Here is a 19,126-nt window from a genome sequence, read left to right as displayed (position 1 = left end):
CCCATCTCGATTCATGACCACAGATTCCACAGAAGCCCCTGAAACGACTTCGCCTGCGCGCAACCGCTGGACCAGTTTCTCGCTGCTCACCATTCTGCTGCTGCTAACTATCGTCGCATTGGCCATCTCGCACGTGCGGATGTCGTGGCAGATGGACGAGAACAACAAAGCCATGGCCACTATGGAGGCCGAACTCACGCAGCTCCGCAAAGAGACCGGCTACCTCGAGATCACCGATGAAAAGCTCGTCCACGTCGTCGCGGCTCCCACACACGAAGACCTGGTATGGCGCTGGAAAGTGTATGTCCCCGAAGGGGTCACGCTCAAATCGCACATGATGGTCAAGCAATCGAAGGGCGGCACGATGACCGGCACTTCTCGTCTGCAAGAAGGCACCAGCCAAATCGAACTGGCCATCTACCGCGGCCCCGAAGGCCAATGGAAGCAGAAGCTCACCGTCATCAACGGCGCCAGCACTTCCTCTTCCTCAGGAGACCTGCCTGAGAACTTCATGAGTTGGCGAAACAACTCGACAACCAGCACCGGCGGCTTGATGCGATCGGCCGGAACAAAGGTCTTTCAGACGGATGAAGAAATCACCCTACTGACGATGGTCGCCCGCGGCCGCGAAAAGGCTGATCCCAAAACCGGGGCCCGTGGTAAGGAATCCGAAGAGTCCACGGAAATCACCGCCTGGCTGGAACCGGAGGAAAAGCCGTAGGGTGGCCCAGAGAGATTTCTCTCTGGGTGGCCGTAGGTCACAAGCGGCTAGTGAATTCGCTTGATCGAAGTGGAATGTTCTATCTTGGGTAACGTCAGTCCATGCGCCGCTTGTCGGCTTCGCCGACCCAGAGAGGAATCTCTCTGGGCCACCCGCGATTCTAGCCAGCTGAAAGCGCCCCGCTGCGTTCCATGCCAACTGGCATGTCGCCCGTACCGCTGACCATCGTCGTTTGCCACTGGGCACCGATCATCACGCAGTTAATGCCGCTGCCGATTCCCAGCAGAGCAACGTTCTGACCAGCTTCGATGAACTGGGTTTGAGCCGCCAAGGCGAGCGTCGTTGGCAAAGCGGCTGCACCGGTATTACCTAGCCACTGCACCGTGGCGAAGTCGTTTTCGATCGGCAAGCCGAGCTTTTCCAAGACCAGCTTGCGGTGCGTCAGGCCGACCTGATGACAGATCGAGCGATCGATTTGATCGGGTGACCAGCCAGTCTCGGCTTGGAAGTCAGCAAAGGTCGCCGCGCCGGTGGCGATCCCTTCGGCCATCAGCTTCTCGGAGTCGGTCTGCATCAACGGATTGCCGACGCCTGTTTCATTCTTGCCGGCGATGCTGTGGCACAGGTCGTGGTGCTGCGTGTGTGCCCGAGCGCTGGCGGCAATCATCTGGTTGCCGGTGCGGCTTAGCTCTTTATGGCACAGCAGCATCGCGCAGCTGGCCGAACCAATCGTCAGCGAAGCGACGGCCAGCTTGATGTCATTGCGGCTGAGGTTCTCGCTGTTGTTCAGCGTTTCGATCGTGTTGTCGACCAGGTGCCGGCCACTCTCGGTTCCGACAACGATGCCGGCTTTGATCTGGCCCAGCTCAATCATGTTGGCGATCTGAATCGCCCCGTTCAAAATGCCCAGGCAGGCATTGCTCACGTCGTAAACCACACAGTCTTGTGGCAAGCCCAGCGCGTGATGCACGCGGCAAGCGGTGGCTGGCTCGAGGAAATCGCGACAGACCGAACCATGGATCAGGGCACCGACGTCCGAAGGATCGATCCCCGTGGCGGCCATTACGTTGCGAGCCGAGTGGATACTGACATCCCCAGGCTGGACCACATCGGGAAAAAATCGCCGCTGCGAAATCCCGGTCATCAGCTCCAAACGCCCTTCTGGAAGCCGTAAACGCTGGTACAAGGGCGCCAATCGCTGCTCAACTTCAGCCGAAGTAACAATTTCATCCGGCAGGCAGTAGCCCAGCCCTTCGATGCAGACATTCTGATATTTCATGCCGACTCTGACAGCGGAGAAGAACTTTCCGTAAAGCGGATATCATACCGGTTTTGGGGCACTGAGAGAACCGTCCAGGATCATTTGGAAGAATCCATTCTCGTAGCGTTAAGCTTGGATGACGCCACCGCTAGCTGGAATATATTGACCACTTTAGTTTGCCAAGACACAAGATATGGAAAAAGCTTGGCAAGCTTTAACGGATCGGTAGACTCTTCGCATCTTGTGATTGATCTGGGAACGCAGCGGAACGTTGCGATCTGATCAAGGCTCATGATAGGGAGGTCATCGCTTCAGCCAAAACCCAGGACGGGTATCTGCGATTGCTTGGTGGGCAAGCCAATAATTGCGTGTCGGACTACACGTTGACTTATCGGCCGCTTACCGACGAATGTTTTGGACGAACTTCGTTACAGCCAAGCACTTGTCGCAAATTCTTCTTTCTGGATCAAGCCGAAGTTGGTTGATCAAACAAGCCTTGGGAGGATCTTCGTTTTTTGAGCGCATGACGCGCCCGAGGAGTCCCCAGATGTTTTCCAAACCTGTTATCGGTTTGAATGCCAACTTTCGGAATGCTACCCATGATCGGCCAGCGTTCTCCTTTATCTCTGCCGGTTACTTTGATGCAGTGATCTCGGCAGGCGGGATTCCCGTGGTCCTTCCTCCGGTTGCCACCGCGGAAGACCAGCAGGCTGTTTTACAGCGGCTGGACGGTGTGGTGATGATTGGTGGTCCGGATTTGGATCCCAATCGGGACGGGTTCATGCGTCACGCTTCCATCCGCATGATGGAACCGCGCCGTGAAGAAGCCGACCGATCGATGATGAAATTGATCGCCCAGATGCGACTGCCGGTATTCGGTATTGGTGTCGGGATGCAATTGCTCAACGTTGCCATGGGTGGCAACTTGTTCATGCACATCCCCGAAGACCTGCCGGGTGCGTTGCCGCATCACGACACGATCGACAAGCATCACCGCCATGGATTGGATGTCACTCCTGGCACCCTGATGGAAAAAATCTTTGGCGATGGCGAAGTTCGCGTGAACAGCAGCCATCACATGGCCATCGATGAGTTGGCTCCTGGTTTCATCGCCTCGGCACGTAGCCCAGACGGCGTGATCGAAGCTATCGAATCGATTCACGAAGATTGGTTCGCCATCGGAACGCAGTTCCACCCGGAAGCCGAGTCGGCCTCGGCCCTGGATCAGCGCATTTTTGAAGAGTTCGTCGAAGGCGTCGTCGCCGTCAAGTCTGGCGGCGTCCGCGTGGCAGCTGCTTAATTGCAGCTGGAAACGCACGATCAGCAAGGGAAAGCAGCAGCCGCAGGCCAATGGCTGCTGCTTCCCCTCTTTTTCTTCAAATCGCTTTACCTCTGATTCGCTGGGATAGGGATGCCCTCGCAGACTCTCGGATTCTCGAGTTTCTCGGAACATGCGCGGCGATATTTCGTTGGCACCGCCATGACTCCCTGTCTGCGCTTTGTCAGTGCGGCAATTCTCAAAGTCGACTCACGTGGACTCAACGCGTGCTTCGATGTCATCCATCAGCTGAATGTTCGTACGCCGCCTGACGTTCGCGCGATGCTCGAACAAGGAGGTGCCGGTCTGACCACCGGAACCCAACTACCTGGCATGGTCTCGCGGCTGGTCTCCGAACTGCAAGTCGTCAACGTCGAGCGGCTACTCAACTCGTGTGGCGTCTCGGCGGAAAAGGTCACGGCGATCGGCCAGCGTGGTCCCGTTTGTGGGCGCGAGTTCTGGAAACAGACAGGCTCGGCAATCTCAATCGGCGATCCGGCGATTCTCGCGGAATCGACCGGGCTGACCGTCATGGACCACTTCGAGCAGCGCGACATCGCCAAGGGTGGCAATGCCCACGGTTTGGATGTGCTTCCGATGTGGTTGCTGCTGACCAAGGCCGTCGATTCGATCAGTGCCCGGCCGAAGGTTGTCATTCGACTCGATCACTCGATCGAACTGTTCTACTTGCCAGCTCGGCGCAAGAACCGTCCGATCCCAGCCATCGCCTACCGCTCGCTGGGGCCTGGGTTTGCGCTGCTGCAATCGCTGCAAAGTCTGTGCGAACAAAGGCCGAACGCATCTGCCGTGAGTCCCCATACCTTGGCCGACCTGATGCAGAAGCTGCAGATCGAACAAGTCTTGGCCGACTCGCCGCATCAAATCCAAACAGCGGTCGAAAGTATTCTGGCCGAGATGCCGGAGCTACTGGCTTCGAGCGTCGCACTTAACCAAACGATGGAATCGTATTGGGCTGATTCAATTCATCAGGCAATCGCTGAGCATTTTCCCAGTTCGCCTGAGTTCGCCGAGATCATCGTACTGGGTCGCGGTGCCCGCCGCGAAAAGCTCGTGCAGCAAATTGCCGACCGGTTTCCCGGCGTGCCGGTAACCACCGATGTAAAGCGAGGCTGGATCTCGGGCGCCGTCGGGGCTTCGATGGCCGCGATTCTGGCGACGCTGCATGTCGACCAGGTCAGTGGTAATCTGCCCGATTTGACCGGGGCCAGTGCGGCCCGCGTGCTGGGACGCATCACGCCTGGTAACCCTGGCAACTGGCGCGGAGTTCTGGCGCAGATGGAACTGGCTGCCCGGCAAACCATGCCGCTGCGCGAGGCCATCTGACCGGCAATTCTCGTCCGTGTCCTGTCCCCTCGCTCCTGCAGGAAGAGGGCTAGGGTGAGGGGGCGATCCCGGTTTCGTACAATGCGTACTCTCCGGTTCGTGCTTCTTCACGCATGGCACCGGGCTCTTTATGATCGAGCGTCGTTTCGTGCGACGCGGGCGTGACTCGTCCTCCTCAGCTCTGTCAGGACAGTCATCAAGCTGCTGCTGCAAGCGTTCGATTTCCAACTGCTTCTGGCGCACCTCTTCCTCACGTTGTGCGTAGAGTTCTCGCAGGCGCTGGAAGATCCATGTTGTCGAACGCTGACTCAAGGGGATGGAAGAATCGGCGGTACTGGGTTCGGTGGAATAGGACATGACGACATGACTTTCAAAAAAATGGGATACGGTTTTCACGCGACGGGAGCGTGGAGTTTTTGTGTTCGAAAATTCGCGAGTGAGCCGCTCTCGCACGCGACGACTCTTCGCACGCCCAAGCAGGCTGGGGACTTAGCCCACCAGAATCGAGAGGAATCCGAGGGCTGATGGATGTAACTTACGTGGCTAGCGCTTCAGTAAGGTAGTGCGCCTCGAAAGTTTTTTTGCAGGGCAGCGGATACCAGGTATCCAGCCCCACGCGAGGCCCAAGAGATCTGAAGATGCCCCAGGTAACAAGGCATGAAAACTTCAGAGCGGGGTAAGACTCCCCAGGCAAGATCTAGGTATACCAGCCTGAAGGTGCCGGAAGATAGTGCGCGCGCGATTTTCTTCCATCTGCCTCGCAACCAGCGCAATCGCGGTGAGAGAGAAGGACATGAGCCTTTCGGCCGAACGTTAAAGCTAACCGGCGCCGAAGGCGTCCGGTTGAGCGCCTTGTTGTGTGGCTAGTCCGAAGTAATTGATCCTAAACTTCATCCATTCTTCAATGTCTGGTAGGTCAGGGTCTTCTCTTAGGCCCTCTAGGTAATCCACCATGTCCAATCGATTGACGCTTTGAGCATGGGCGATGGTTTTATCAAGACCTGCGCCTAGCATGAATTGGTAATCCATGCCGCACCCAAGATCAAAATTCGACATCTTTGCGTCAAAAATCAGAACCGCATCCTCTGGGTCACCAATGACAAATAGATATAGAGCCGATTGGTAAAGATTCTCGTAATAGTCGGAGTCAATTCCCTGACGGTAGTTTGCGGACTCAATTGAGAAACATTCGCGGACCTTGCTATGATTGATGGTGAGTTTGTCTGGCCATATTGAATTCAGCCACTCTTCTCTTTGCTTGCCACTCATGGAATCACCTTTGCCACACAACTCGTGTTTAATCAGATCGTTTCCGAATAACGTGCGGGAAAGAAAAGGGGTCAGGACTTTTTTTGGGGGTTTTCGGCCTAACGACAAAAATCACCCGGTTGCCGCCAAGAGACTTCGATTTCAGGAAATGCCCGATCGGCGACTCGGGTGCATTTTTTTGTTATCCGCCGACTCGGGTTAGCTGTTCCATTCCATGATTGAATATACGGCGTGTTTCTTGGGGCAATCAAGCCGATGCCCGCCTTCTGCAGCGAGGTCTTCACCGAATGTCCATGGCATCTTCATCATGTGACGGTGTTGAAAGGTCCGATCGCATGGCGGACAGTAGACCTGCCGGTATTGCCCGCCATAGACAAGCGAGTGGCTCATAGACCAGAACAGATCGCGAACTGAGCCATCGTACTCGATGACCTCTGCATCCGTGGACGCCATACGGTCGAGCCAATCCAAAACGGCCTTGCAATCACGGTATTCCTTGTGGATTCCAGATTTCGACGACCACATGTGTGCATACTTGCTGTCATTCTCAATCCGACGATGAAACGCTTGACGCATCGCATCAAGTAGAAAGTCGAATCTACCGGGATAGACGCGGAAGTCCCAGTCGGTGTAGCAGGGCAGGTCTGCCGGCATCGTGTATCGTAGGACTTTCATGTTGTAACGCCCTTCGATTGATGCGGATAACTAGTGTTTATTCAGAACCTTTCCGAATAACGTGCGCACGTTATTCGGAATCCAGGCTGTCGAAATCAGCCGGGCTGCGGACGCCGCGGCCTCCCTGGTTCAAGACACGAGTATAAATCATCGTCGTCCTAACGTCACTGTGACCAAGGAGTTCCTGTACCGTGCGGATGTCGTAGCCCGCCTCGATCAGATGGGTTGCGAACGAGTGACGCAGTGGATGAGCCGTCACTCGTTTCGTGATATGCGCTCGACGGGCCGCTGCGGGTGGCACGGTTGATAATTGTCTCTCCGGGGTGTGCTAGTGCCGAGTGCAACACGAGTACTAGCGATCTTGTGGGTATGCGGCTTCCGTTCGCTCGCTTTTGTTAGTGATATCCAACAGCAACTATCCTTCCGAACCTGGTACTATGTGCCCTGTGTCCTTTACGATTAACCCGGCCTGGCTTCATCTACCTAGGCGTTCCAATGGCAAGAATTAACAATGGAAGCCGCACTGTAGTGAATCGTTTTTCTGTAAGCCACGCTTACGCGATAACCCCGTGACACATTCGTAATGCACGAAAACCCTCACCATCCAAAGGTACCTGGAAATGCGGCTGAGATTCGCGCTATATATCGCGACGCGTTGGCGCAGTTGAGCGAGTCAGGCACGGCTGACGCCGAACGTGAACTCGAGCGAATTCACAAAGACATCAAGCGTCGAATTCTTGAGCGAATGCACGCCGAAAAGAGAACTAGACGCGTCACGGTTAGCGAGTCATTGCTTCAGATATCTAATGAAGCTCTAGCGTGGGCACTACGCAAGATCCATGACTCAGCATGAGCAAAGCATTGGAAAGGAGCAGGTTTGGCGTTACGGCATGTCCTCGGACGGGTGGCACTGTTGGTGTATGTCTCTCTGGGGTGTGCCACTGGCCTCTGGCCAGTGCGAAGCAGGTACACGTGCTGCCAATCCCGATTCCGCATGAAGAGCACTGGCCAGAGGCCAGTGGCACACGGAAGTTTTGGTTGACAGTCGATATGATCAGGAAACCGGTTTAAGGATGGTGACCTGTTTGCAGGCGTAAGAGGACTTGGGCTTGGCAGCCGGCCAGTCACCGCAGTTCCCTGGGCTTTCGGGATAACCAAGACGTCTTGTGGCTATTCGTATCCTTTTGCTAAAGTCACCGCGCTATTAATCGACATCGAAAACGCATGTAGCAGCACCTTGACCTGGCCAGAGAATCGGTTGTGAGATGGATTTCGGCAAATCTGCACTTCTTATCGCCCATCCAGCCCACGAATTGCTCTTATATGGCTGGATGGCTGAGGCAAAGCCCACCGTCTATTGCTTGACGACGGGCGCTGCCTACGGACAGACGGCGAGAATCGGACGCACCGAGAGCATCATCGAGCAAACCCAATCCTCGCTTGGCAAAATCTTTGGTCGCTATGACGACCAGGCCCTCTACGCTTTGCTTTTGGAGGGCCGGACAGCTCCACTTGTCGATTTGACGTGGGAACTGGCCGATGCTTTGGTTGAAGACGAAGTGGAGACGGTTGTGGGGGATGCTGCCGAAGGGCAAATCCTCGTTCACGATGTATGGCGGGCGATCATCGACGGCGCGGTGCGGTTCGCTGCCGGCCATTACGGTCACAGATTGCTTAACCTTGAGTTCGCCATTGAGACGCTGCCCAACCATGTACGCGATTCGCGTGACATGGTGCTAAGCCTCGATCGCCAGCGTATCGTGCAAAAGGAGAAGGCGATTTGCCGTTACGTCGAGATTCAACCAGAAGTCGATCGCCTGAAGGGCCGCTATGGTTCTAACTTAATTCGGCAAGAGGTCGTCCGATCGGCATCGTCAGCAAGTCATTGGCTCGTTCACCAAGATAAGGCCACGCGATACGAGCAACTCGCGCGGCGCCAAGTGAAAGAGGGTCGATATCAAGTCGCGATGTCATTTGATCAACACGTTTTCCCACTGCTCAAAGAGTTGGAGGCCGAATGTCGATTGGCAAATTGCCCATAGCACGGCGCGTGTTGATTACGAACTTCGTGCTGGATCATGGCACGGGAACCGAGGCGTACGTTCGCGACCTGGCTCGACGCCTGGTTGAACTGGATCGACATCCGGTTGTCTACACACCTCGCGTGGGTCGATTTGCTCAAGGTCTAATTCACGATGGCATTCCTGTCATCGATGACTTGTCAAAATTGTCTGTCACGCCTGACATTATCCATGGGCATCATTCTCTGGAGACGGCAGCAGCAGCAACTCGATTTCCGAGTGTTCCGGTGATTTCTTTTTGTCATGATGCCGAAGCTTGGCACGACACGCCACTCAACCTTCCCAATGTCGTTCACTACGTGGGCGTAGACCAAGCTTGCTATGACCGGCTTGTAATCCAGGGAGGCATTTCGCCTGAAAAGGTTTCCTTGATTCCTAACGGAGTGAACCTGGACAAGTTTCCGGTCAGGACAGATTTTGCCGAAGCACCAAGATCCGTTTTGTGTTTTTGCAATGGCTTTTCTGACCATCATCTCGACATCGTTCGTAGCGCATCGCCTGGATTGCATGTCGAGGGCCTGGGGCTTGGATCCAACCGTTTCTCTGCCGACCCAGGTAGTATTTTGCCTCAATTTGATATCATCCTGGCACGTGGAAGATGTGCTCGCGAAGCAATTGCCAGTGGTGCAGCGACGATTGCTGCTGGCGTCGACGGAATTGCCTCCATGGTGACGCCTGACAACTATAGTTTTCTACAGCGAAACAACTTTGGACGTCGCGTACTCACGAAAGCTTTTACCGTGGAGAACATACGGAAAGAGATCGATCGCTACGACGCTGCGGCCACGAGAGAGGTGACTTTGCAGCACCGTAATCAGACCTGTTTGGCCAACACGGTTCAGCAGTTGACCGATTTGTATGACCGCGAAAAGAGCAAGTTCTCAGAGAATTCCCCACCTGTTTTGGAGTCATCCATTTCAGTGTCTCAGCTCCTCGCGTGGGCATCACTCCATGCGAACGTCGTAAAGTCCGTTGCCCCTCCAGAACAAACACCGGCTACCCTTCCAGCTAAGCAGCAAAGCTCCGAAGAGGGGAACAGCCCAACGGTTCCCACTGCCAAGCCTAAGCGATCTGCGCCGGCAAGGATCGCGCGCGAATGTAAGCGTGTCGTCCGCCGTACGCTTAGAGCGGTGTCCAGTCCCTAACGCAACCAACAATAAAGGGGACGGAGGTCGTTTCTCTCTTCGTAGCGACGGCCTGAATCGTTCAGCGGGTCCCAGGATTCCGATACGCGGTCTCTACTTCTTATTGTGCGAGCCATCGCAGCCTGGGGGCTTTTTGGTGAGGCCGCAGACGCAATCGTTCATGCCTTTGCCGTCGAGGATTCGGGGCGTGAACTTTTCGATTCTGGCGGTGCGTGTCTTCGACTGTTTAGCAGCAGCAAAGTGCATCACGTAAGCTCGTTGGCGTCCTGGCGTGAGGCCTTCGAACGCTTGCTTGAGTTTCGGATCTTCCTCGAGCTTGGCTTGCAGTTCGGCAGGAAACTCGTCAGGCCCCTTCTTTGCTTCGATTTGTTTGCCGGACCGCTGGACCTCGATGGCTTGCTCGATCAGAAACTTGAGCTTTGACTTCAGCTTCGTGATCTGCCTGGCGTCGGTAAAACGGACCACGCGAAACGTGCGGCTGTTCTCGCCGGGGGCGACCAGGATGTTGTCGGGATCCGTGAGTAATGGACCTTTGAAGAAGCTCAGCACGCAGTCATTCTTGAAGGCCGCAAGCATGACGACATTCTTACCATCGAGCGTGTAACAAGGCGCTCGCCACTTCCAATCTTCGGTCAGTTTGGATTCGAGGACAATCTTACGCAGCAGCGTGAGTTCCTTCTGCCACTTCGCGTGAGTCTGGATGTAGTCGTCTACATTGGGATTCATGACCTGGGGCTTTCTATCCATCCTTTTCGCTAAGCATCCCGCCAATCGAAGCATCACACTACCACGCCCTAACGGCCCCTGCCAGATCGGCTTAGCCTTACCGTATCTGCTACTTTCTATCCAAAAACCAGACAACCCAATCCATTTTGTATCGATAACGGTTTTGGACAGAGAAACCTCAATCATGCAAAGGACCGGGGAAGATGGCAGTGAAGTTGCGGGAGCCGCTGGTTCGACCAGTCTGGCCACCGAAGGGGTACGCAAAGAAGGTAGAAGTCACCGACGCCGACGACTGGTGGATCTTGGCCGCCGTGCACGGGTTCACCGATCCGTGGGACATCATCGTGTTCAACTTTGGCACGCGAAATCCTGACGAGGTGAATTGGTGCCTGTATCACATCCTGGGCTGCCGCAGAAAGTCGAAGAATGGCAAGAACTATGACTTCGGCAAGCCTTGCACGATCACGCAATACATCTACATTCCGCCGCCTGGCTGGAAGCCACCGACGACTGCGGACGATGATGCCTGGGAGCGTGTACGGACCACGATCAACTCCGCGTCGGTCAAAAGCCTGAACCTGTCGCTGTTCGCGTATAAGTGCTCGATCAGTGGCCACGACTTCGGCAAAGTCGGTCATCTGCTCAACACGAAACGCATCACGGCGAAATTCGATCCCACGCACAAACATGCCGCGGAATACGTTCCGGAAAGCGATCGGATCATCATCAAGACGCTGCCGACCGATTCCATCGACCGCAGCTTTATCGTGCATGAAGCGGTGCACGCGAGTTTCGACTACCGGCATAGCTCTGGTGTTCGCACCTACCAACTGGACGAAGAGTGTTTCGCTTACGTCGTGCAGATGCTTTATCTGCAGAAGTTTTACGGTGGGACATGGCCCAGCGGTTGGAGCCATGAGTTCGAAGCGAAGGCGACATGGCAAGCGGCGTGGGATATCGCCAATGCAGTTCGCGGCCCGGATCCCGTTCCACCTGCTTTGACCGATGCTTTGATGACGGCTTACAAAAAGTCGAATGCAGGCAAAGGGGTCGGCCTGTTGGATCGTCCCGGCCATAACGGCGTTCGCTAGCGCCTACACTGCTTTCTACGGAAGCTCGTGGAAAGTTGTTCCGGCTGGAAAGGGGGCAAGCGCCGCCAAGCTTGCCCCCTATCCAGCAAATCTCATTCGCCAATCTGGCACTGATTTTCGCTGTAACCTATCTTCGGTAACGGCATCTTACCGGGAACCGGCTTCCTGCCCCCTGCCCTCACCTGCCAGACTACATGGTGACTAAAAGAGGGTCTCGCAAGCCGCTCACTCAACACACACCCAGGAATTGCCTGCCATGAGCGAAGATGTTCAACAGTTTTGGAACGAGCGGTTTGGACGCGAAGAATATGTTTACGGAACGTCTCCCAACACGTTCTTAAAAGCATCGGCCCATCACTTCCCGCCCAATGCCAAAGTCCTTTGTATTGCCGAAGGAGAAGGCCGCAATGCCCTGTTCCTTGGCCAGCAAGGGCACCAGGTGCATGCTGTCGATCTTTCGACCAAAGGCAAGTCGAAAGCAGAGCGTCTGGCAGCCGAGCATAACGTGTCGCTGGAATACACTATCTGCGACCTGAACGAATTCGATTATGGCGAGAACTGCTGGGACGCGATCGTGTCCATCTTTGCGCATGTCGACTCGGCTTCACGAACGAACATTTATCAAAAGGCAATTGCTTCACTGAAGCAAGGCGGCATCTTTCTGCTGGAGTCGTACCACCCCAAACAGCTTGAATATGGAACCGGCGGGCCCAAGGACGTTGATATGCTCGTCACGCTTGAGGATCTTCGCCCTCACTTCGCAGACATGAAGATTGTGCACGAAGCGGAACTCGAGCGGGACGTCACCGAAGGGTCCTTCCATACCGGCAACGCTTACGTGACGCAGCTGATCGCCCGCAAGCGTACTTAGCCCCGCACTACTCTGTCAGGTTCGTCGCACGTAACCGCAGAGCATTACCGATCACGCTGACCGAGCTGAAGCTCATTGCAGCTGCTGCGAACATGGGATTCAGCAAGGCATGCATGCCAAACAGCGGCACCAAGATACCGGCAGCGATCGGCACGCCCAGGCTGTTGTAGGCCAACGCGAAGAACAGGTTCTGGCGAATGTTTCGCATGACGCGTCGACTTAAGCGAAACGCTTTCACCACGCCTTCCAAATCGCCGCCCATGAGGGTGATCGCCGCACTTTCGATCGCTACGTCGGTTCCGGTTCCCATGGCAATCCCGACATCCGCAGCGGCCAGCGCTGGTGCATCGTTGATCCCGTCGCCAGCCATCGCTACCTTGGCTCCTTCGTCACGAAGCTTCTGGATGCGATCGTGTTTATCTTGCGGCGATAGATCGGCCTGGAAGTCATCGATATTCAGTTTCTTCGCGATCGCTTCGGCAACCTGGGCATTGTCGCCGGTCATCATGATCACGCGAATCCCCATTTCATGCAGCGACTCGATGGCGCCTGCCGTGGTCGGTTTCAGCGGGTCACTCACGATCAAAGCCCCAGCGTACTTTCCATCAACGCCCAGGTAGACCTTCGTTCCTTCGGGCGATCCGGTCGCGTCGAACTCGATACCGTGATCCTTCAGCAGAGATGGCTTCCCGCAGACGATCTTCTTTCCATCGACAACCGCCTGAACGCCTTGGCCGGTGGCCGAATCGAAGTCGGTCGCTTCCGGTAGATTCATGTCGCGCTGCTTCGCTTCTTCGATAATCGAATGAGCGATCGGGTGTTCGCTGTTCTGCTCGACGGCCGCGGCGTACCTCAAGAGTTCCTCTTCCGAGAATCCCTCGGCGGGCTCTAGCTTAGTAAGCTTGGGCTTTCCTTCGGTCAGTGTGCCGGTCTTGTCGACCACGACGGTATCGACTTGCTCCAAGGTTTCGAGCCCCGCGGCCTCCTTGACCAGGACACCAGCTTTCGCACCTCGCCCGACGCCGACCATGATCGACATCGGTGTCGCCAAACCCAAAGCACAAGGGCAAGCGACAATCAAAACGGCGACTGCGTTCAAAAGAGCATAGGCGAGCTTCGGCTCTTCGGGCGACCAGAACGCCCAGACAATAAACGTGACGATCGCGATACCGACAATCGCTGGAACGAAGTAACCGGAGACGGTATCGGCCAGCCGCTGAATCGGAGCACGACTGCGCTGGGCCTGGCCGACCATTTGTACGATCTGCGAAAGGACCGAGCCTTCGCCCACGTTGGTCGCTCGGATGCGGAGCGTCCCGCCTTGGTTGACAGTACCGCCGATCACGTTGTCACCGGTTTGCTTCTGTACGGGATCAGCTTCGCCGGTAAGCATCGACTCATCAACGGTCGAACTACCGGAGATGACCTCGCCATCAACGGGAATCTTGTCGCCCGGCACAACCTTCAGTTCTTGCCCCCGGTGAACTTCACTCAACGGGACTTCGCGTTCCTGGCCGTCTTCGATGAGCCGTGCGGTAGGTGGGGCCAGGTTGATCAGTTCGCGAATTGCGCTGCCTGTCTTCTTTCGGGCTCTCAGTTCAATCACTTGGCCCAGCAGAACGAGCGTAACGATCATCGCCGCAGCCTCGAAGTAGACCGGTACCTCGCCTGCGTGTCGAAAGGCTTCGGGTATCGCGGCCGGAAAAACAGTCGCGACAAAGCTGTAAAGGTACGCCGCCGCGACCCCCAGAGAGATGAGCGTGAACATGTTCAGGTTCATGGTGACCAGCGACTTCGCACCACGCACGAAGAAAGGCCAGCCACACCATAAGACGACCGGTGTGGCCAGAACCAATTGAATCCAACGTGATACATCCGCAGGCACACCCAGTTCGATGCCCACCATCGGCAGCATCGCCAAGGCAAAGATGGGGATGGTCAGCGCAGTTCCCACCCAAAAGCGAATCGTCATCCAGGTCAGTTCCGGATCGGCTTCCTCCTCGTCGGACGTGACGGTTTCCGGCTCGAGATCCATACCGCACTTCGGGCAACTGCCGGGGTGATCTTGCCGCACCTCCGGATGCATCGGGCAGGTGTAGATGGTCTTGGTCTGCGGTGCCGCCGGTTGGTTTCGCTCTAAGGCCATGCCGCACTTCGGACAATCGGCCGGTACATCGCTTTCGACGCCTTCGCACATCGGACAGATGTACTTGGCTGAAGACGTTTTGTTGGCTGAATGACCTTCGTGACCATGGCAACAATCATGTTTGGCCGGGGCTTCGCCGAGGGTAACTAACTGCATCGGCGCGCTGCCAAGCTCACCTTCCGCTTCGAACTTCTTCAAGCAGTGTTCGCTACAGAAGTAGAACGTTTTCTCATCCCGAGTCGTTTTCCAGGGTGACGACTCCTGAACGGTCATTCCACAGATTGGATCGATTGCCATTTTCTTGCCATTTCCCTTAGGCGTACCTCAGTCGAAGGCGGTCTGCCATTATTGGTGCGTATCATCTCTGGTGCATACTTGTGCAAATGCTATTCCTACCAGTACTTACTTTCGATGCCAAAGACGCATCCATGGAATCGTATGGTTGGTTTTTCTTCCCAGACAACCTGCCATGCACATTTGCCATTTTTTATGTGATGGTTCAGATGCCGTCATAAGCTACCGTGAGCGCGGCAACGAATGCATTTTCGTGCAAAATTTTCTTTGCCTTTTCGATTCCTCCTTTGCTAAACTGCCCCAAAGAGGGCCACGGATGGTGTCCTCCGAAGAAGTGGCAGCTTGTTGCGGGACAACATTGGAGGGATTCGTGATTCCACAGGGTAGGCGGTTCCAGACGATGGCCGTCTTCCGGTGACTTCCTTTTCTCATCTAATCGTCACCCGGCTGAAGCTCGGATTCGGCTTGCCATGGGTGGTGTGGAGGAACGTGACCCATGTTGAAGCGATTCGGATTTTTCGAGGAGAGCAGTCGACGCGAAGCTCTACAAGACTTGCGAGAACTGCAAATGATGGGGCCTCTCGATGAAGAGGACCTCGTGCTGCAATATCTGAGCGAAGGTACCCTACTGTTCGAGGCCAATAGCGACGCGTACGACCGGCTAATGGACGATAGCGTGATGATCGGTCCGCCGGATGTCTACAGCGACGGCGAATGGTGCTGGTCAGGCGATGTGATTTACTACATCCGCAACTATCACATTGCCGTCGAGTCGCAGTTCTTTGACTGGATGCAGCGAAACAATTGGAAGTGCCCAAGAATCGTCAGCGCGGAAGCGTTGGTTCAATCGAACTGGTTGACCTGATTTTTGGTCCTTCTCTGCCCGTTTTCCAACCAAGCAAATTCGTGATGCTCTCGGAAGCAATGGCCTCCGTGAGCATTTTTTGTTGCCAACGCTTGGCGTCGAAGTCATCATAGGGACCTTCCCACCCTTGACGATCCTTATTGGACGAGAAAGCTTCTTTCATGCCCCGCCCACTTGTACTCTCGTTGCTACTGCTCCTTGTTGCGTTCGGCTCACTTCAGGCGGCAGAAAAGCCGAATGTGATCGTGATCATGACCGACGACCAGGGCTACGGCGAGTTCTCGTGCCATGGAAACCCGATCACGCACACCCCAAGTATCGATCAATTGGCCAAGGCAGCTGTCCGTTTGACGGACTTTCATGTCTCGCCCATGTGCACGCCGACCCGTGGGCAATTACTGACGGGGCTTGATGCATTTCGCAACGGCGCGATCAATGTGAGCAGTGGACGAACGCTGCTCAAGCCGGAACTGAAAACGATGGCCGATGTCTTCCAGGCTGGCGGCTACCGAACTGGGCTCTTTGGCAAGTGGCATCTGGGTGACAACTACCCGTTCCGCCCAGAAGATCGCGGCTTTGAAGAAGCATTGTGGTTTCCCTCGTCGCATATCAATAGCGTGCCTGACTATTGGAACAATGATTACTTCGATGACACGTACATCCACAATACCAAGCGTGAAAAGCGCGAAGGTTACTGCACAGATATCTTCTTTAGCGAAGCGATGAAATGGATCGAGCAAGAGGACCAGCGTCCCTTCTTTGCTTACATCGCCCTGAACGCTGCTCATTGGCCCTGGTTTGTTCCGGACAAGTACCGGGACAGGGTTCGCGAGGCAATGGAAGCCCATCCGGAAGTTACAAAGGGAATGCCGCCTGTCCAGAAGGCTAATCTCGTCAGCTTCCTGGCGATGGGCGAAAACATCGACGACAACGTCGGCAAGCTGGATCGGTTCCTGCAGGAGACAGATAAACTCGACAACACCATCGTCGTCTTCTTGACTGACAACGGCAGCACGATGGGACCGAAGTATTTCAATGCCGGCATGAAGGGCAGCAAGACAACCCTATGGGAAGGCGGCCACCGTGTTCCTTGTTTCATCCGTTGGCCCGCTGGCTTGAAGAACCCTCACGATGTCGCGGACCTGTGCCATGTTCAGGACTTGCTGCCCACCCTGGCCGACCTGAGTGGAATCGCGGGCCAGACGCCAGCGAAGCTCGACGGCGTTTCGCTGAAGCCTGTGCTGACCCAGCAGACCGCTCAACTTGACGATCGCATGCTGGTGATCAACTACAGCCGCATGCCGACCTTCAAGGTTCGCTACACCAAGGGCAACCCGGCCATTCCCCAACGTGACGGAGCTTGCGTGATGTGGAAGCAGTGGCGTTTGCTGGAGAATCGAGAGCTTTACAACGTGCAAGACGATCCGCACCAGGATAAGAACATTGCCGGCCAACATCCCGAGATCGTCGAGAAACTTCGCTCGCATCTTAATTCCTGGTGGGACGAAGTCAAAGGAGACGTGCTGACGCCGCAACGCGTGATCATCGGCCACGACGCCGAAAACCCAACACTGCTGACCGCGTGCGAGTGGCTTGATGTGTTTGTCGATCAACAGGTGCAGATCCGCCGAGGCGTGCTCAAGAATGGTTCCTGGCACCTGACCGTCGCCGAGCCAGGTACCTTCGAGTTGGAACTTCGACGCTGGCCGCGGGAAAGTGGTTTGAAGCTGGCCGATGGCTGTCCTCAACTCAAAGTCACGGACGGGACGTTCCCCGAGGGAACGGCTTTGCCGATTCAACGTGCTGAGGTGCGCGTCGACGAACAAACCATCCGCATCGATTCGATGACCAAGGACGACTCCGCATTCGTCACCCAGGCTGACCTTAGCAAAGGGCCGCTGGAGTTGCGGACCGCGTTTTTCAACTCAGAGAATCAAGAGATCTGTGGGGCGTACTACTTATATGTTCGCCGGATCAGTCCGTAGGCGACTCAGCGGATCAAGCGTTCTTTGACGAAGATGATCTCGGTGCTAACCAGGCTGCCATCCTCGGCCTGGACGGTCATGTACCAAAGCCGTGCGTCTTCGGGAGGTGCTGGGGCGATAATGATGTCTTCTTTGACGACCGCATCGGCCGTCTTCCAATCATGAGCGTTGACCGCCTTGTCGTCGACGCTCCAGTGGATCGCCGCTTTAGCGAACGTCGCTGTGTCATAGCGCAATTCGACGTGATCTCCTTTGATCTGGGGAAGATCAACCATCGGCAACGGTTCACCTCGCTTGAGCCATTGGTCCATGAAGTGACCGATTTGCGGTGGATTCCAACCACCGGGATGGCTGTGCGACATTTTCACGGTAATCGATAGCTGCTTGTGAACGTCGTCGGGGACCGCGTCGTAGCTCTTCATGTAACTATCTAGCGGATACGCAAAATCGTTCGTGCCGTTCACAAACAGAATCGGCATCGAAACCGCAGGCAAGTATTGGCGAGGATCCCACAGCGTGACCCACAACTGTCTTTGCCGAGGTGTCATTTTGGCAAAGCGATCCAGCCACTTGCTGTTGTCGGTCAGATAGCCACATCCATAAACAGGCACCGCGGCATGAAATCTTGAATCGACGCCGGCCACGATGCACGTTAAGTAACCACCCCAGCTGATACCGGTCACACCGGTTCGTTTTTTATCGATCTCGGGAAAACTGCGAATTAAAGAATGCGCTAAGATTACGTTTGCGACCGCGTGGTATTGCCATTGTTGATGTACCTGATCGTCGATGTGGCCAAACTTGTGCTGGTCGCCATGAAACGGTCCACCGTCGGGTAAACGTGTTCGATTTTTTTGATCATGGGGATTCTTGCCTTCGATCGGCCGCGAGCCTGCGAGGTCCATGGCAATTGCCGCGTAACCACGTTTCGCCCACAATTCAGTCCACTCGCGGAATGCGGTTCCCCCTCCACCGTGAATGCAAACGATGGCCGGCAAATTTCTGTCTAAATTTTTGTCTCCCAATATGCTTCCAGGTGTCGCATAATAAGCGAAGACACTTGTCGGATGTCCTTCGAACTCTTCCCCGGTGAACGTCAAAGAGCGTACCGGCGAATCGGCATCCACCCACGCGAACTTGGGGGCCTCGGAAAGTTTCGTTAAGTCCCAAGGTTGCGTTTGCGGAAGGTTAGTCGATGGCTGAATAGGATCCGCGAGAGCCGTCGAAGCGACCGGCAAGACCAAAAGAAGAAACAGCGGCAGCAGACAGCGGTAAGAGAACGACATGGGGCAAGCTCGAAGTTGGCAGGAAGCAGGTTAGGCAGACGCACATTT

Annotated in this window: 15 protein-coding genes and 1 pseudogene; 9 read left to right on the top strand and 7 right to left on the bottom strand. The window is 55.4% G+C overall.

All coding sequences use genetic code 11. The annotated features are described in order from the left end of the window. Nucleotides 1–13: 13 nt before the first annotated feature. Complete coding sequence (locus tag PSR63_RS22635) at nt 14–721, top strand: hypothetical protein (protein WP_274327947.1); 708 nt, start codon at nt 14–16, stop codon at nt 719–721. A gap of 160 nt (nt 722–881) precedes the next feature. On the opposite strand, the gene PSR63_RS22630 is transcribed toward PSR63_RS22635, so the two are convergent. Continuing rightward, entirely contained in the window at nt 882–2,000 is a 1,119-nt protein-coding gene (locus PSR63_RS22630; protein WP_274327946.1) for a 3-oxoacyl-ACP synthase III, read from the bottom strand. 529 nt (nt 2,001–2,529) lie between these two features. Between PSR63_RS22630 and PSR63_RS22625 the strand changes: the two genes are divergently transcribed. Both PSR63_RS22625 and PSR63_RS22620 read left to right on the top strand, forming a co-directional pair. Further along, nucleotides 2,530–3,282: a gamma-glutamyl-gamma-aminobutyrate hydrolase family protein gene (locus PSR63_RS22625; protein WP_274327945.1), complete on the top strand. Its 753-nt coding sequence runs from the start codon at nt 2,530–2,532 to the stop codon at nt 3,280–3,282. Between the two features lie 180 nt (nt 3,283–3,462). Beyond that, a complete protein-coding gene (locus PSR63_RS22620) occupies nt 3,463–4,644 on the top strand; it encodes an anhydro-N-acetylmuramic acid kinase (protein WP_274327944.1) in 1,182 nt (393 codons plus the stop codon). Between the two features lie 819 nt (nt 4,645–5,463). On the opposite strand, the gene PSR63_RS22615 is transcribed toward PSR63_RS22620, so the two are convergent. The 3 genes and pseudogenes from PSR63_RS22615 to PSR63_RS22605 form a co-directional block, all read right to left on the bottom strand. Next, nucleotides 5,464–5,913 carry a hypothetical protein gene (locus PSR63_RS22615; protein ID WP_274327943.1) on the bottom strand — a complete coding sequence of 150 codons (450 nt, stop codon included), beginning with the start codon at nt 5,911–5,913 and terminating at the stop codon, nt 5,464–5,466. 198 nt (nt 5,914–6,111) lie between these two features. Further along, nucleotides 6,112–6,588 carry a hypothetical protein gene (locus PSR63_RS22610; protein WP_274327942.1) on the bottom strand — a complete coding sequence of 159 codons (477 nt, stop codon included), beginning with the start codon at nt 6,586–6,588 and terminating at the stop codon, nt 6,112–6,114. A 70-nt stretch (nt 6,589–6,658) separates the two neighbouring features. Continuing rightward, nucleotides 6,659–6,892 (bottom strand): annotated as a pseudogene (locus PSR63_RS22605) (tyrosine-type recombinase/integrase); the annotation flags it as partial. A 961-nt stretch (nt 6,893–7,853) separates the two neighbouring features. Here PSR63_RS22605 and PSR63_RS22600 point away from each other — a divergent pair. Together PSR63_RS22600 and PSR63_RS22595 are read left to right on the top strand one after the other, a co-directional pair. Further along, a complete protein-coding gene (locus PSR63_RS22600; protein ID WP_274327940.1) occupies nt 7,854–8,630 on the top strand; it encodes a hypothetical protein in 777 nt (258 codons plus the stop codon). Beyond that, nucleotides 8,606–9,814 (top strand): glycosyltransferase, encoded by a 1,209-nt coding sequence (locus tag PSR63_RS22595; RefSeq protein ID WP_274327939.1) that lies wholly within the window; start codon nt 8,606–8,608, stop codon nt 9,812–9,814. The genes PSR63_RS22600 and PSR63_RS22595 overlap by 25 nt, the downstream gene beginning before the upstream one ends. Nucleotides 9,815–9,907: 93 nt before the next feature. Here PSR63_RS22595 and PSR63_RS22590 read toward each other — a convergent pair whose 3' ends face one another. Beyond that, entirely contained in the window at nt 9,908–10,540 is a 633-nt protein-coding gene (locus PSR63_RS22590; protein WP_274327938.1) for a YdeI/OmpD-associated family protein, read from the bottom strand. A gap of 203 nt (nt 10,541–10,743) precedes the next feature. Here PSR63_RS22590 and PSR63_RS22585 point away from each other — a divergent pair, with 203 nt between their 5' ends. Together PSR63_RS22585 and PSR63_RS22580 are read left to right on the top strand one after the other, a co-directional pair. Continuing rightward, a complete protein-coding gene (locus PSR63_RS22585) occupies nt 10,744–11,631 on the top strand; it encodes a hypothetical protein (RefSeq protein ID WP_274327937.1) in 888 nt (295 codons plus the stop codon). Nucleotides 11,632–11,887: 256 nt separating this feature from the next. Continuing rightward, nucleotides 11,888–12,502: a class I SAM-dependent methyltransferase gene (locus tag PSR63_RS22580; protein WP_274327936.1), complete on the top strand. Its 615-nt coding sequence runs from the start codon at nt 11,888–11,890 to the stop codon at nt 12,500–12,502. Between the two features lie 7 nt (nt 12,503–12,509). On the opposite strand, the gene PSR63_RS22575 is transcribed toward PSR63_RS22580, so the two are convergent. After that, the gene (locus tag PSR63_RS22575) at nt 12,510–14,945 is read right to left on the bottom strand and encodes a heavy metal translocating P-type ATPase (protein WP_274327935.1); all 2,436 of its coding nucleotides are present in this window, start codon (nt 14,943–14,945) and stop codon (nt 12,510–12,512) included. A gap of 493 nt (nt 14,946–15,438) precedes the next feature. Between PSR63_RS22575 and PSR63_RS22570 the strand changes: the two genes are divergently transcribed. Together PSR63_RS22570 and PSR63_RS22565 are read left to right on the top strand one after the other, a co-directional pair. Beyond that, nucleotides 15,439–15,807, top strand: coding sequence for a hypothetical protein (locus tag PSR63_RS22570; RefSeq protein WP_274327934.1), 369 nt, complete (start codon nt 15,439–15,441; stop codon nt 15,805–15,807). 161 nt (nt 15,808–15,968) lie between these two features. Continuing rightward, the gene (locus PSR63_RS22565; RefSeq protein ID WP_274327933.1) at nt 15,969–17,792 is read left to right on the top strand and encodes an arylsulfatase; all 1,824 of its coding nucleotides are present in this window, start codon (nt 15,969–15,971) and stop codon (nt 17,790–17,792) included. A gap of 5 nt (nt 17,793–17,797) precedes the next feature. On the opposite strand, the gene PSR63_RS22560 is transcribed toward PSR63_RS22565, so the two are convergent. After that, on the bottom strand, nt 17,798–19,078 hold the full coding sequence (locus PSR63_RS22560; protein WP_274327932.1) for an alpha/beta hydrolase family protein: 1,281 nt from the start codon (nt 19,076–19,078) through the stop codon (nt 17,798–17,800). Between the last annotated feature and the right edge of the window lie 48 nt (nt 19,079–19,126).

This window comes from Bremerella sp. P1 (genome assembly GCF_028748185.1).
Taxonomy (GTDB): domain Bacteria; phylum Planctomycetota; class Planctomycetia; order Pirellulales; family Pirellulaceae; genus Bremerella.
This window is presented reverse-complemented; position numbering and strand designations above follow the sequence as displayed.